Annotated in this window: 11 protein-coding genes and 1 tRNA gene; 9 read left to right on the forward strand and 3 right to left on the reverse strand. The window is 66.4% G+C overall.

Annotation, left to right across the window (positions count from 1 at the left end):
• Positions 1–89 precede the first annotated feature (89 nt).
• Positions 90–986 (forward strand): SDR family oxidoreductase, encoded by an 897-nt coding sequence (locus FBZ90_RS13620; protein WP_145732883.1) that lies wholly within the window; start codon positions 90–92, stop codon positions 984–986.
• Here the strand turns inward: FBZ90_RS13620 and FBZ90_RS13625 are convergent.
• Positions 974–1,705, reverse strand: coding sequence for a hypothetical protein (locus tag FBZ90_RS13625; RefSeq protein ID WP_145732885.1), 732 nt, complete (start codon positions 1,703–1,705; stop codon positions 974–976). The two genes, FBZ90_RS13620 and FBZ90_RS13625, sit on opposite strands and share 13 nt — an antisense overlap.
• Positions 1,706–1,978: 273 nt before the next feature.
• Positions 1,979–2,650 (reverse strand): glutathione S-transferase family protein, encoded by a 672-nt coding sequence (locus tag FBZ90_RS13630; RefSeq protein WP_145732887.1) that lies wholly within the window; start codon positions 2,648–2,650, stop codon positions 1,979–1,981.
• A 195-nt stretch (positions 2,651–2,845) separates the two neighbouring features.
• Between FBZ90_RS13630 and FBZ90_RS13635 the strand changes: the two genes are divergently transcribed.
• The 3 genes from FBZ90_RS13635 (at position 2,846) to FBZ90_RS13645 (ending at position 4,493) form a co-directional block, all read left to right on the forward strand.
• Entirely contained in the window at positions 2,846–3,193 is a 348-nt protein-coding gene (locus tag FBZ90_RS13635) for a GNAT family N-acetyltransferase (protein WP_246130398.1), read from the forward strand.
• Positions 3,194–3,381: 188 nt separating this feature from the next.
• Complete coding sequence (locus FBZ90_RS13640; RefSeq protein ID WP_145732891.1) at positions 3,382–3,906, forward strand: hypothetical protein; 525 nt, start codon at positions 3,382–3,384, stop codon at positions 3,904–3,906.
• Between the two features lie 80 nt (positions 3,907–3,986).
• On the forward strand, positions 3,987–4,493 hold the full coding sequence (locus FBZ90_RS13645) for a hypothetical protein (RefSeq protein WP_145618743.1): 507 nt from the start codon (positions 3,987–3,989) through the stop codon (positions 4,491–4,493).
• A gap of 93 nt (positions 4,494–4,586) precedes the next feature.
• On the opposite strand, the gene FBZ90_RS13650 is transcribed toward FBZ90_RS13645, so the two are convergent.
• Positions 4,587–5,849 carry a polyhydroxyalkanoate depolymerase gene (locus FBZ90_RS13650; RefSeq protein WP_145732893.1) on the reverse strand — a complete coding sequence of 421 codons (1,263 nt, stop codon included), beginning with the start codon at positions 5,847–5,849 and terminating at the stop codon, positions 4,587–4,589.
• A 441-nt stretch (positions 5,850–6,290) separates the two neighbouring features.
• On the opposite strand from FBZ90_RS13650, the gene recQ reads away from it, so the two are divergent.
• The 5 genes from recQ to acnA all read left to right on the forward strand — a co-directional run bounded on the left by recQ (position 6,291) and on the right by acnA (position 14,150).
• Positions 6,291–8,315, forward strand: a complete 2,025-nt coding sequence (gene recQ, locus FBZ90_RS13655) for a DNA helicase RecQ (protein ID WP_246130399.1) — start codon at positions 6,291–6,293, stop codon at positions 8,313–8,315.
• A gap of 346 nt (positions 8,316–8,661) precedes the next feature.
• A tRNA-Thr gene (locus tag FBZ90_RS13660) sits at positions 8,662–8,736 on the forward strand.
• Between the two features lie 148 nt (positions 8,737–8,884).
• The gene (phoU, locus tag FBZ90_RS13665; protein ID WP_145732895.1) at positions 8,885–9,583 is read left to right on the forward strand and encodes a phosphate signaling complex protein PhoU; all 699 of its coding nucleotides are present in this window, start codon (positions 8,885–8,887) and stop codon (positions 9,581–9,583) included.
• 881 nt (positions 9,584–10,464) lie between these two features.
• Complete coding sequence (locus FBZ90_RS13670) at positions 10,465–11,112, forward strand: TerC family protein (protein ID WP_145732897.1); 648 nt, start codon at positions 10,465–10,467, stop codon at positions 11,110–11,112.
• A 329-nt stretch (positions 11,113–11,441) separates the two neighbouring features.
• Entirely contained in the window at positions 11,442–14,150 is a 2,709-nt protein-coding gene (gene acnA / locus FBZ90_RS13675; RefSeq protein ID WP_145732899.1) for an aconitate hydratase AcnA, read from the forward strand.
• Positions 14,151–14,180 lie beyond the last annotated feature (30 nt).

Genomic DNA, 14,180 nt, shown 5'->3' on the forward strand with positions numbered 1-14,180 from the left:
CCGCCCCAGCAGGCGTGAGCCCTGCCATCCTGAAGGTGCAGGGGTCGCCGCCGGCGCCCCTTACGGTTAATCTAATGGAGCCTGACCCGATGCCGCAGTCCCCCGCGCCCCGCCGCCTGTTCTGCTTCGGCCTGGGGTTCAGCGCCACGGCGCTGGCCCATCGGCTGCTTGAGGCCGGCTGGCTGGTCGCCGGCACCTGCCGCACGGCGGAAAAGGCGGCCACCCTGCGCGCCCGGGGAATCGAGGCCCATGTCTTCGGCCCCGGCCTGGCGTTGGACCCAGCGGCCCTGGCCGGCACCACCCATCTGCTGGACTCCGTGCCGCCCACGCCAGAGGGGGACGGCGTGCTGGCGGCGCTGACACCCGCCATCCTGGCCCTGCCCGACCTGCGCTGGGCAGGCTATCTTTCCACCACCGGCGTCTACGGCAACCGGGATGGCGGCTGGGTGGACGAGTCGGCGCCGGTGCGGCCCAGCACGGAACGGGGCGTGGCCCGCGCCGTGGCGGAAGGGCAGTGGATGGCCCTGCATGAGGCCCACGGCCTGCCCGTCCACCGCTTCCGCCTGCCCGGCATCTACGGCCCGGGACGCAGCGCGCTGGACCAGATGCGGGCCGGCACGGCGCGGCGGGTGGACAAGAAGGGCCAGGTATTCAGCCGCATCCACATCCACGATCTGGGCAGCGCCCTGATGGCCAGCATGGAACGGCCCAACCCCGGCGCCATCTACAACGTCGCCGACGACCACCCCTGCCCCTCGCCCGAGGTGGTGGCCTATGCCGCCGAGCTGCTGGGGCTGGAGCCGCCGCCCCTGGTGCCGTTCGATCAGGCCAACCTGTCGCCCATGGCCGCCAGCTTCTATGGCGAGAACAAGCGCATCTCCAACGCCCGCATCAAGGCGGAGCTGGGGGTGAGCTTGCGCTATCCCAGCTACCGCGAGGGGCTGGCGGACCAGTTGGCGGCGGAGCGGGACGCTCACCGCCCCTGAGGGGCCGCCGGCGCGTAGGCGGAGAAGGTGACGCGGGCGGTCTGCGTCGCCTTCTGCGCCACGTCCAGCCCGCCGCCCTCGGCCGAGGCGCCGTCCGCCGTCTTGGCCATGGCCATCATCGGCGCCCGGGGCGCCATGCCGCCGCCGATCACCGGGGCGTTGAAGTCCACCCGGCCGACGCGGAAGTCCCGGCCGGGGAAGGCGGTGTTCAGGCCCTTCATCTCCTCCGTCACGCGGCGGTACAGCGTTTCGCGCAGGCGGGTGCGCACGGCCTCCTGCTCCGCCAAGGTGGGGGTGAAGTCCACGCCCGCCACCCGGATTTGCAGGCCGGCGCGGCTGGCCTGACGCGCCCGGTCGGCCAAACCGCCCAATTGCGCCTCGGGCAGGCGCGCCTCCAGCTCCGCCCGCCAGTGGTCCAGGCCGGCGGCGTCCTGCTGCCGGTCAAAGGCCACCACGCGCCACTCGCCCTTGTCCGACACGCTCTGCGCCGCCTTCAGCACATCGGCGCGGGCGGAACCGGCGTTGCCGCCGCCGGCGTCCACCGTCAGCGACACGCGGGCCGTGTCGGTCTTCACCCAGTCTTCCGCCATCAGGGTCAGGGTCACCTGGTCCTGCACCGGCGGGGCCGTCATGACCTGCGCCACAGCGGGGGCGGCGGCCAGGGGCAGGGCCCCGAGGCTGGCGGTCGCGATCAGGGAGGCGGCAATCAGGCTACGCATCGGGGTCCACCCATCGTTCCTTGGCCGGCGCGGAATGCACCGGCGATCCCCTTGCTTGTGGCAAAGGGTCACGGCGGATTTATGGCGGGAACGAAACCCAGGTTTGGCAATCAGCCGGTTCAATAGGCCCCAGCGGCATGAACATCATGCCGCTGTAGGCCCCGACCGGGCCCGCCGGAGATTTCCGGGGAGCGTAGCGGATTGGAAAGCGAGGGCCTGGAAAGCGAGGACAGGGTAAGCGGGCGGATGCCCGCGCCTGCCGTCTGAGGGTACTCAGAAATCCAAATCCGCGTAATGCTTGGGCGGCGGCGCGCCGGGCAGGTGATCGCCCAGCAGGGGTCGGAAGCTGGGCCGGCACTTGATGCGCATGTACCAGTCCTTGGCCTCGGGATGCTGGTCCCACGGCACGTCGCCCAGATAGTCGATGGTGGACAGGTGGGCCGCCGCCGCGATGTCGGCCAGCGAGAACTCGTTGCCCGCCAGCCACTTCCGCCGGTCCGCCAGATAGGCGATGTAGTCCAGGTGGTAATGGATGTTGGCCAGGCCGGCACGGATGGCCTGGGCGTGCGGCGTGCCGGAGCCGGAGAAGCGCTTGATCAGCTTTTCGCCCACCAGGTTCTCCGTCACCTCCTGGTTGAACTTCACGTCGAACCAGGCGGCCAGGCGCCGCACCTCCGCCCGCAGCAGCACCTCCCGACCCAGCAGGGTGGGGGCGTGGGGGTAGGCCTCTTCCAGATAGCTGCAGATGGCGGCGTGTTCCGCCACCGTCGCCCCGTCATCCTCGATCAGCACCGGCAGCTCGCCCGCCGGATTCAGCGCCAGGAACTCATCCCGGCGCTCCCACGGCTTCTCGACCTCGAGTTCGACCTCAAGACGTTTTTCCGCCAGGACGACGCGCACCTTGCGCGCGAAGGGGGACAGGGGATGGTGGACAAGTGTACGCATGTGGGCGGCAATCTAACGTAAGCGCGTTGAATCCAATAGAGCCTAAAGGCCTTAAGCGGAGATCACCCTATGGCCAAGCCCGAGTCATCCGCCCTGGGAATTAAGATAGAGCCCATCGGCCCCGATGACGAGGCCGCATGGCGTCCTTTATGGGACCAATACTGCGCTTTTTACCAGGTCAACGTGGATATCGCTGTGACATCTACGCTGTGGACCCGGCTCATGGACCCGGATTTCGCCATCAAGGCGCTGGTGGCGCGGGGCGGGGATGGCCGCATCCTGGGCTTCTGCCACTACGTCCTGCACCCCAACACCTGGGGGACCAGCCCGGTCTGTTATCTGGAGGACCTGTTCACCGACCCGGCGTTCCGCGGCCAGGGGGTCGGCCGGGCCCTGATCGACCAACTGGTGGCCCTGGGGCGGGCGCGCGGCTGGGGCCGCGTCTACTGGCACACGCAGGAGACCAACACCACGGCCCGCCGCCTGTACGACAGCGTGGCGGGCGGCGCGGACGGCTTCGTGCGCTACGTGATACGGCTGTAGCATATGCGGCAATACGCCGCATATCCCCCCTCAACCCCTTTGGTTGTTTTTGTTGACACAAATGCCAACGATAAACATCAAATACTATTATCATAAAAGCGTCCGGCAATAATCTTGCCGAGCCGAAGATGGTTTTCATAAGATCGGGTGGGGTAATGTTTTTAGGAAATATTAAAGCGGCCATTGCCGTGGCCGTTCTGTTGTCCGTCTGCGCCTGCACATCAAGCAGCACGGTCGAGTCGAACAAATCTGCCGATTATAATGGAAGTATCAAGAAGCTATTCCTATTCACCAACCTCGGTAAGACGCTGTATAGCCAGTCAGTCGTGGAAAGCACACAGGAGACGGATCCGGCAGCCTTTGTTGCCCTTATGAGGAGCAGCCTCGGAAGTTGCGGCATTGCCATGGATTCCTTTGCCCGTCCCGCTGATGGCCCCGCGCACAACATCCTTCCGCAACATATCCCCTTGCAGGGCGCAGACGCGATTCTGGAGATCAGCTGGACACGGGAACGCACGGGCGGCCAAGGGCACATCACCGACTACCTAGCCTCGCTCCTGGACGTGCAGAGCAAAACCGTCGTGTGGAAGGCCACGATCGAACTGAAACAGCATTTCAAGGCGCCGGAAGAACTGACCAGTGCGCTGATCAACCGCATGAAGCGGGACGGCCTAATTGGCGCCAATTGCGTCCCCCCCAAATCCGACTGGTAATTCACCAGCGCTTTTTCCTTGGAATTTCAATGCCTTCCAAAATCACTCTTTTCGCACGTCTTCAGCGGATTTGGCCCGCCATGGCGATGGCGGCCCTGGTTTCCGCCTGTGGCACGGCCCCGCCTGAGGCGACGTCAATCAAACGACCGAATTTTACCGGCCAGACCAGCCGGCTGTTCATCGTGGCGAATGTCGGCGATGACTTGCGCACTTCCAAGGACGAGGGCAGCGACGAGTTCGCGGCCTTGGTGACGAAGACCCTGTCTGCGTGCGGCACTGAGGTTGAGTTCCTCTTCCGGGATCCGCTGGATCTGCAGGACACGACCCGGCAGAAGATCGCGGCTTTCAAGCCCGATGCCATTCTGGATTTCCACTGGCTGAAAGCCCAGAGCGGTGGAAGCATGGCCTTTACCAGTTATGTCGCGGAGATGTTCGTCGTGGGCAGCAAGACCGGCGTATGGCAGGCCGACATCCATTTCTACGATGTCGGCAACCTTGGCCGGCGCATGGCCCACCTTCTGTTGGACCGTATGAAGGCTGACGGGGTGATCAGCCCCACCTGCGTCGTGCCATCGCCCAGGGACTAAGTTGTCCGGCACTCTGGCCAAGGGTCAAGCGGATAAATGAAAGGGCGGCCCCGGCGGGACCGCCCTTGCCATTTCAGCGCCTGCGACCGTCGATCAGACGGCGGCGTCGCGGCGCGGTTGGGCCGCCGCCTTGTCGTGGCTGCGGATGAAGGACCGCACCCGCGGCATGATGTGTTCACGCCAGCGGCGGCCGTTGAAGATGCCGTAATGGCCAACGCCCAGCTGCAGGTGGTGCTGCTTCATCTCTTCCGGCAGGCCGGCGCACAGGGCGTGCGCCGCCACCGTCTGGCCGGGGGCGGAGATGTCGTCCAGCTCCCCCTCCACCGTGAACAGGGCCGTCTTCTTGATGGCCGAGGGGTCGACCCGCATGCCGCGGTAGTGCAGGGTGCCCTTGGGCAGGGCATGTTCCTGGAACACCAGATTGACGGTCTGCAGGTAGAATTCCGCCGTCAGATCCATGACCGACAGGTATTCATCATAGAAGCGGCGGTGCGCCTCGGCGCTTTCGCCGTCACCGCGCACCAGGTGATTGAACATCTTCATATGCTCGCCGACATGCCGGTCCAGGTTCATGGACATGAAGCCGGTGAGCTGGACGAAGCCGGGGTACACATGGCGCATGGCGCCGGGATAGTAGGGCGGGACGGTGGTGGTCACCGTACGCTCGAACCAGCCGATGTCGCGGGTTTCCGCCAGTTGGGTCACCTGGGTGGGTGACACGCGGGTGTCGATGGGCCCGCCCATCAGGGTCATGCTGCGCGGCTGGCAGTCGTCGGCGGTCTGAGCCATGACGGCGGCGGCGACCAGGGTCGGCACGGCCGGCTGGCAGACGGCGATGACATGGGTGTCCGGGCCCAGGAAGCGGATGAAATCCATCACGTATTCGACGTAGTCGTCGAAATCGAAGCGGCCGCGGGCCAGCGGCACCAGCTTCGCGTCCACCCAATCGGTGATGTACACGTCGTGGGCCGGCAGCAGCGCCTCCACCGTGCCGCGCAGCAGGGTGGCGTAGTGGCCTGACATGGGGGCCACCACCAGCACCTTGGGATCGCTGTGCGGTGTCGCGCGCTCAAAATGGCGCAGCACGCAGAAGGGCTTGCGCAGCGCCGCCTTTTCCGTGACCGCGACCTCGCGCCCGTCGATATGGGTGATGTTGAGGCCGAACTCCGGCTTGCCCCAACGTCGGGTCGTGCGCTCGATCAGCTCGCCAGCGGCGGCCATGGCGCGGCCCATGCCGGTGTAGGACGCGGGCACGAAGGGGTGGCGGAACGTCGCCTGCGTCGCCTCCGCCACCAGGCGGAGGGGGGTGAGGGCGGCATGGTGCAGGTCAAACAGCTGGTAAAGCACGCGGATCATCCTCGTCATTGGACGTGGCGGCGCCGTACGACCCGCGCTGCGGGGCGGCGTCTCGGGAATAAATAGGCTTTGCCGCGTTGGCGGCCCCAGGCGCGCCGCTACCCCACATCCACCGGAACCTATATCCGGAGGGGTAGGCGGCCTTCCAACTATGCCTCGTCCATTACCCTAGCTGGGTAAGGATGAAAAGGTCCTTAATGAAGGCGACGAACGATAGCGGTCACATTTCCGCAACGGAACCACTTTTTCCCCGCTGCGGCCGGCTTTTTCGAGTCCAGACAAGAACTCCCGGCGTTCGCGGGATGTTCCGCCCACGGTGGGCGACGCCACAGGAAGCAGTGGACAGCGGCCCCTTGGCACCCCTAGATATTGGCTTATCCTAAGCACGCACCCGCTATCCCTGGCCCCATTCGCGGCATCTTCCGCTGGTGGGACCCGGCCATGCCCAGAGCCGTCATGTCCCACGCCCGGCCCCTTCCCCTCGCCCTGTTCGACCAGGATCCCGGTACGCCGGACTCCGGCTATCCTGATATGGGTCACCCGGATATGGGCGACTTCGTGCCCGACCATTATGGCGACCTGCCGGAGCCCAGCATCATCCACGGCGACTGGCTGGAGGATGAGGCCCCCCAGGGCACGCGCGACCCGGTGGCGACGGCGCGGGACATCCTGAAGCGCGTCTACGGCTATTCCGCCTTCCGCGGCAACCAGGAAGACATCATCACCCATGTCATCCAGGGCGGCGACGCCCTGGTGCTGATGCCCACCGGCGGTGGCAAGTCGCTGTGCTTCCAGATCCCGGCCCTGGCCCGGCCGGGCGTGGCCATCGTCGTCAGCCCCCTGATCGCCCTGATGCGCGACCAGGTGGACACGCTGCGCCAGGCGGGCGTGCGGGCCGCCTATCTCAACTCCACCCTCGACTGGCGCGAGGCGCTGGATGTGGAGCGGGCGTGCGAGCGCGGTGACCTGGACCTGCTGTACGTGGCGCCGGAGCGGCTGGTGACCCCGCGCTTCCTGGAACTGCTGGAGCGCTCGCGCCTCTCCCTGTTCGCCTTGGATGAGGCGCATTGCGTCAGCCAGTGGGGCCACGACTTCCGGCCGGAATATCTGCAGCTGTCGGTGCTGCATGAGCGTTTCCCCACCGTGCCGCGCATCGCGCTGACGGCCACGGCCGACGCGCAGACCCAGGCCGACATCGTGGAGCGCCTGGCCCTGGGCGAGGCGCGGCAGTTCGTCTCCAGCTTCGACCGGCCCAACATCACCTATCGCGTGGCGCCCAAGGACAACGAGCGCCGGCAGCTGCTGGACTTCATCCGCCGCCACCATGCGGAGGACGCGGGCATCGTCTATTGCCTGTCGCGCGCCCGGGTGGAGGCGCTGGCCGACTGGCTGAAGGAACAGGGGCTGGACGCCCTGCCCTATCACGCCGGCCTGGACCCGGCCGTGCGCCAGGCCAACCAGGACCGCTTCATCAAGGGCGAAGGCGTGGTGGTGGTGGCGACCATCGCCTTCGGCATGGGCATCGACAAGCCCAACGTCCGATTCGTGGTGCACATGGACGCGCCCAAGAGCCTGGAGGCCTATTACCAGGAAACCGGGCGCGCCGGCCGCGACGGCCTGGCCGCCAACGCCCTGATGCTGTACGGCCTGCAGGACGTGGTCATGCTGCGCCAGATGATGGACGCGTCGGACAGCAGCGCCCAGCACAAGCGGACGGAACGGCGCAAGCTGGACGCCCTGCTGGGCTTCTGCGAGACCGCGCATTGCCGCCGCCAGGTGCTGCTGACCTATTTCGGGGAGGAGCACCCGGGCAATTGCGGCAACTGCGACACCTGTTTTGAGCCGGTGGAAACCTGGGACGGCACGGTGGCGGCGCAGAAGGCATTGTCGGCCGTCTATCGCACCGGCCAGAAGTTCGGCGTGGGCCACCTGATCGACGTGCTGCGCGGCGGCGCCACGGAAAAGGTGGTGCGCTTTGGCCATGAACAGCTGAAGACCTTCGGCTGCGGCGCCGACATCTCGAAAAGCGATTGGCAGACGGTGTTCCGCCAGTTGGTGGCGCTGGGCCACCTGACGGCCGATCCGGAGGGGCATGGCGGCCTGATGCTGACCGATCAGGCGGCGTCCGTGCTGAAGGGGCAGGAAACCGTGCGCCTGCGCCGTGACCGCGCCGTGCTGTCGGGCGATGGCCGGCGCGGCGGCGGACGGACGAGCGGCGGGCGCACCGGCCCCTCGCTGGCCCCGCCGGACGACAAGCTGTGGCACAAGTTGAAGGCCGTGCGCCTGGAACTGGCCAAGGCCCAGGGCGTGCCGCCCTACGTCATCTTCCACGACAGCACGCTGATGGAAATGGTGATCAGCCGCCCGCGCGACCTGACCGGCCTGGGCCTGCTGCCCGGCGTGGGTGTGCGCAAGCTGGAACGCTATGGCGCGACGTTTTTGGACGCCATCCTGGCGGATGGCTGAGTTTTGTTTTCCTCCCTCAAACGCCGGGCGCCGGCATCCGCCGGCTTGGCTTCCTCGCTGCGCCCTGCGGTGCTCGCTGCGGCGGCCGCAGTCGCGGCCTGGCCCAGTTCCATGGGAACGCTCGTGCAACCTGCCGGGCGCACCTGGAGCGTAGCGACAAGGACGCGACCGCGTCCGCCACAGGTTTCCGGGGAACGCAGTGGACTGGAACCGAGGACAAGCCTAGGCCACGGATGTGGCCGCCCAGCGTCTGAGGGCGAACGAAGCACTAAATAACCTCAAAATCGCACCGCGCTGTTGCCATCCGCGTTTCGGTCTGCTAATACCCCCCTCCATTCCAAGGGGCGCCCCAATAGCTCAGTGGTAGAGCAACCGCTTCGTAAGCGGTAGGCCGTTGGTTCAAATCCGACTTGGGGCACCATCCTTCCCGTCATTCCCGCATCGCTGAGCCAAACCGCGTCCAACCGGGCGTTGATTTGCCGTTCCCTGCGACGGACGGTCGCACGATTGCAATACGATGACGGTATGGTGGCGCCACCCTGGTTTCCACCCTTCTGGATGCACCGCCCATGTCCGAGCAGCTGCCCCGTCACATCGTCACCTCTTACGAAAACGAACTGCAGCGGCTGGACGCGCTGCTGGCGGAAATGGGCGGCCGGGCCGAACAGCAGCTGGAACAGGCGACCCGCGCCGTGCTGGGCCGCGACGACGCGCTGGCACGCGAGACGGTGGCCCAGGATCAGGTGCTGGACGCCCTGGAGCATGAGGTGGAGAGCCTGATCATCCGCCTGCTGGCCCTGCGCCATCCCATGGCCATCGACCTGCGCCACACCCTGGCCGCCCTGAAGGCCGCCAACGCCCTGGAGCGCGTGGGCGACTACGCCAAGAACATGGCCAAGCGCGCCCTGGTGCTGAACGCCGTTCCCGCCATCGCCGCCACCGCCTCGGTGGGCCGCCTGTCGGAGCTGGCGCGGCGCCAGCTGGCCAGCGCCATCGAGGCCTTCACCCGCCGCGACACCGCCCTGGCCGCCGAAGTGTGGCGCCGCGACCAGGAGCTGGACGACATGCACGCCGGCGTTACGCAGGAGATTTTCGCCTTCGTCGCCAAGGACGCCAGCCTTATCGAGGCCTGCACCAGCCTGCAGTTCATCGCCAAGAACCTGGAGCGCGTGGGCGACCTCGCCACCAACATCGCCGAGATGGTGCAGTTCGACGCCACCGGCACGCTGGTGGAACCGGCACGCCCCCGCGGCGGCGAAGCCCACTGACCGTCCAGGACAAGAGGTGATCCGTCATGATCGCCTCTTGCTCGGAACCTGCTCATGGTGGAGCGGAGTCACACGACCAGGGGGTCGACCTGATCCCATCCCCCTGTAGTGGTGCCGACGCGGCTGGCCCCGGCCGGATTGACGCCCGGGCCAGCCCGATATCCTGACTTGAATTTCCCGCAGCCCTGCGGCTCTCACGAGGTCGGCGCCTGGTGCACCGGCCCGATTTTTAATCATTACCCCCACCTGCTTCGTTTTCAGGCGGTTTTGCCGCCCCATGCCGTGTGGGAGGTCGACGGAGCCGTACCTGCGACCCGCGACGGGCGCGGGAGGGATTCGCGAATCGCGTGTGGCCCAGCCCGGCCAACGCTGATTCTTTTCCCTTTTTCAGTGAAGCCCTTACCTTAATTCCGCGACGCCGGGGCCCTTTGAAGTTGCTAAATCAACCCCAACCTCAGGTTCACCCCTTATGAATTAACACGTTCATCATTTGGGTATAGAGCTACGGCCCCAGGGAACTTTCGCAGACGCGGCGTCGCGTAAAACAATACATATCCTTTTGCTACAGGTTCATTGCTTGACATCTTTTACGCCATGGGTTTTACGTAATGTGTCCTGTATCACAGAGCAGGACCCAACTGCCAAAACTCTCGGCCCGCCACTTCTTGAAGTGTGCGGGCCGTATTTTATCCAAAATACATTCTACTCACCGCATCGTTTCTAGCCCGTCGCTGCCCGGTTCCAGTTGAGGCCAGTCTAAAGCGCGGCCGTTGCGCCCCCGGTTCAGGCTTATTGGGCGATATACGCGTCGCAATGCGACGCGCGCTTATGCCGCAGCCGTGCTATTAAGGGTCGATCCACGACCGGAACGGCTGTACCCCATGCTGCTTGCTGAACTGACCGCCCTGATCCAGGTGCTTCTCATTGACCTTGTCCTAGCCGGGGACAACGCCCTGGTGGTGGGTATGGCGGCGAGCGGCGTGCCGGCGGAAAAGCGGCGTAAGGTCATCTTCTGGGGCATCGGCGTGGCCGTGCTGTTGCGAATCGGCTTCGCCCTGCTGGCCACACGCCTGTTGGACATCATCGGCCTGACGCTGGCCGGTGGCATCCTGTTGCTGTGGGTCTGCTGGAAGCTGTGGCGGGAACTGCGCCAGCATGGCAAGGAGCAGGCCACCACGGCGGCGGTGGAGGGGCGCGACTCGCCCATGGCGCCGGTCGCGGGCAAAAGCGTGGGCGTCGCCATCCGGCAGATCGCGCTGGCCGACGTCTCCATGTCGCTGGACAATGTGCTGGCGGTGGCCGGCGCCGCGGAGGACCACACCCGGGTCATGGTGCTGGGCCTGGTGCTGTCGGTGGCACTGATGGGGGCGGCCGCCACGCTGATCGCCCGGCTGCTGGCCCGCTATTTCTGGATCTCCTACATCGGCCTGGCCATCATCGCCTACGTCGCCTGTCACATGATCTGGGACGGCGGGACGGAGGTGGCGCCCTTCGCCCAGCCCCTGATCGACATGATCAAACGGATTTAAGCGGCCCGTGGCTGGATGGTCGCGGCGGCTGTCGCGCCTTGGGCGCAGGGCTGGGGAATCTCGGCAGGGGAGGCATGCGATGTCGCCCCCACCGCAACCGTCCGGGCATTTGATCGCAGGCGCAAAAAGCGGTAAACCTCGCGCGCGCGCCTTTCCGCGCAAACCTTTCGATCAAGGGCGTCCCCAGCCCGGTATTCTTATTTCATAAGGGTCTCAATAAGGGGACGTCGCGAAGGGTGTCGGAATGGCCGTCCGCATCGCTGGCCATGACACCCGCTGAAGGGTGCCGGCGGCGCGGTACCATCCCCTTCCCCTAGGAGGCCACTCCTGTGTCCACGATCACCGGTCACGACACGCTGAAAACCCGCCGCAGCCTGAGCGTCGGCAGCAAGAGCTATGACTACTTCAGCCTCAAGGCGGCTGAGGAAGCCGGCCTGGGCGACCTGTCCCGCCTGCCCTACAGCCTGAAGGTGCTGCTGGAGAACCTGCTGCGCTTCGAGGACGGCCGCACCGTCAGCGTCGACGACGTGAAGGCCGCCGCCCAGTGGCTGGTCGACCGCCGCAGCGACCGTGAGATCGCCTACCGCCCCGCCCGCGTGCTGATGCAGGACTTCACCGGCGTTCCCGCCGTGTGCGACCTGGCCGCGATGCGCGAGGCCATGGTGGGCCTGGGTGGCAAGCCGGAGCGCATCAACCCGCTGACCGCCGTCGACCTGGTCATCGACCACTCGGTGATGGTGGACTATTTCGGCGGCCCCGACGCCTTCCAGAAGAACGTCGACGTCGAATTCCAGCGCAATGGCGAGCGCTACGCGTTCCTGCGCTGGGGCCAGAAGGCCTTCAACAACTTCCGCGTCGTGCCGCCCGGCACCGGCATCTGCCACCAGGTGAACGTTGAGTACCTGGCCCAGACCGTGTGGACCGACGGCGACCAGACCGGCGCCACCGTCGCCTACCCCGACACCCTGGTCGGCACCGACAGCCACACCACCATGGTGAACGGCCTGGGCGTGCTGGGCTGGGGCGTGGGCGGCATCGAGGCCGAGGCGGCCATGCTGGGCCAGCCCATCTCCATGCTGATCCCGGAAGTCATCGGCTTCCGCCTGACGGGCAAGCTGAAGGAAGGCGCCACGGCGACCGACCTGGTGCTGACCGTCACCCAGATGCTGCGCAAGAAGGGCGTGGTGGGCAAGTTCGTGGAGTTCTACGGCCCCGGCCTGGACGCCCTGACCCTGGCCGACCGCGCGACGATCGCCAACATGGCCCCGGAATACGGCGCCACCTGCGGCATCTTCCCGATCGACGCCGAGACCATCCGCTTCCTGAATTTCACCGGCCGTGACGCCGACCGCGTCGCCCTGGTGGAAGCCTACGCCAAGGCCCAGGGCATGTGGCGCGACGCCAACAGCCCCGAGCCGGTGTTCACCGACACGCTGGAACTGGACCTGAACAGCGTCGAGTCCTCGCTGGCCGGCCCGAAGCGCCCGCAGGACCGCGTGCTGCTGTCCAACGCCAAGACCGAGTTCGAGGGCGTGTTCGCCAAGGACTACGCCGGCAAGCCCGCCAGCAACCCGGCCAAGGTCGCCGGTGAGGACTTCACGGTCGACCACGGCGACGTGGTGATCGCGGCCATCACCAGCTGCACCAACACCTCCAACCCCAACGTGCTGGTCGCCGCCGGCCTGCTGGCCAAGAAGGCGGTCGAGGCCGGCCTGGCCACGAAGCCGTGGGTGAAGACCTCGCTGGCCCCCGGCAGCCAGGTCGTGACCGACTACCTGAACGCCGCCGGCCTGACCCCGTTCCTGGACAAGCTGGGCTTCAACCTGGTCGGCTACGGCTGCACCACCTGCATCGGCAACTCCGGTCCGCTGCCCGACGCCATCGGCGCCGCGGTGGATGCCAACGACCTGCTGGCTTGCTCTGTCCTGTCGGGCAACCGCAACTTCGAAGGCCGCGTGAACCCGCAGGTGAAGGCCAACTACCTGGCCTCCCCGCCGCTGGTGGTGGCCTACGCCCTGGCGGGCTCCCTGCGCAAGGACCTGACCACCGAGCCGCTGGGCAAGGGCAAGGACGGCAAGGACGTCTTCCTGAAGGACATCTGGCCGAGCAGCGCCGAGATCGAGGACGCCATCTCCAAGTCCCTGACCCCGGAGATGTACCGCTCGCGCTACGCCAACGTGTTCCTGGGTCCGCAGCAGTGGCAGTCCATCGAGACCGCCACCGGCCTGACCTACAAGTGGGAAGACGACAGCACCTATGTGAAGCTGCCGCCCATCTTCGAAGGCATGACCACCACCCCGGGTGCGGTGCATGACGTGAAGAAGGCCCGTCCCCTGGCCATCCTGGGCGACAGCATCACCACCGACCACATCTCCCCCGCCGGGTCGATCAAGAAGACCAGCCCCGCTGGCACCTACCTGATCAGCCACGGCGTGGAGCCGGTGGACTTCAACGGCTACGGCGCCCGCCGCGGCAACCACGAAGTCATGATGCGCGGCACCTTCGCCAACATCCGCATCAAGAACGAAATGGTCCCGGGCGTCGAAGGCGGCGTGACCAAGTACATCCCCACCGGCGACGTCATGTCGATCTACGACGCCGCCATGAAGTACCAGGCCGATGGCACCCCGCTGGTGGTGTTCGCCGGTCAGGAGTACGGCACCGGCTCGTCCCGCGACTGGGCGGCCAAGGGCACCCGACTGCTGGGCGTCCGCGCCGTGGTGGCCGAGAGCTTTGAGCGCATCCACCGGTCCAACCTGGTGGGCATGGGCGTCCTGCCCCTGCAGTTCAAAGACGGCGCCAGCCGCAAGACCCTGGGCCTGGACGGCACCGAGGTCATCGACATCACCGGCGTCGAGGCCGGCCTGAAGCCCCGCATGGACCTGACCCTGACCATCACCCGCGCGGATGGCAAGGTCGACACCGTGCCGGTGCTGTGCCGCATCGACACCCTGGACGAGGTCGACTACTTCAAGCACGGCGGCATCCTGCAGTACGTGCTGCGCAACATGCTTAACCAGCCCCAGGCGGCCGAGTAAGCAGTTGTTACGGGCTCGGCGGTCCTCTGG

This window comes from Nitrospirillum pindoramense (assembly GCF_007827955.1).
GTDB classification, from domain to species: Bacteria; Pseudomonadota; Alphaproteobacteria; order Azospirillales; family Azospirillaceae; genus Nitrospirillum; species Nitrospirillum amazonense_B.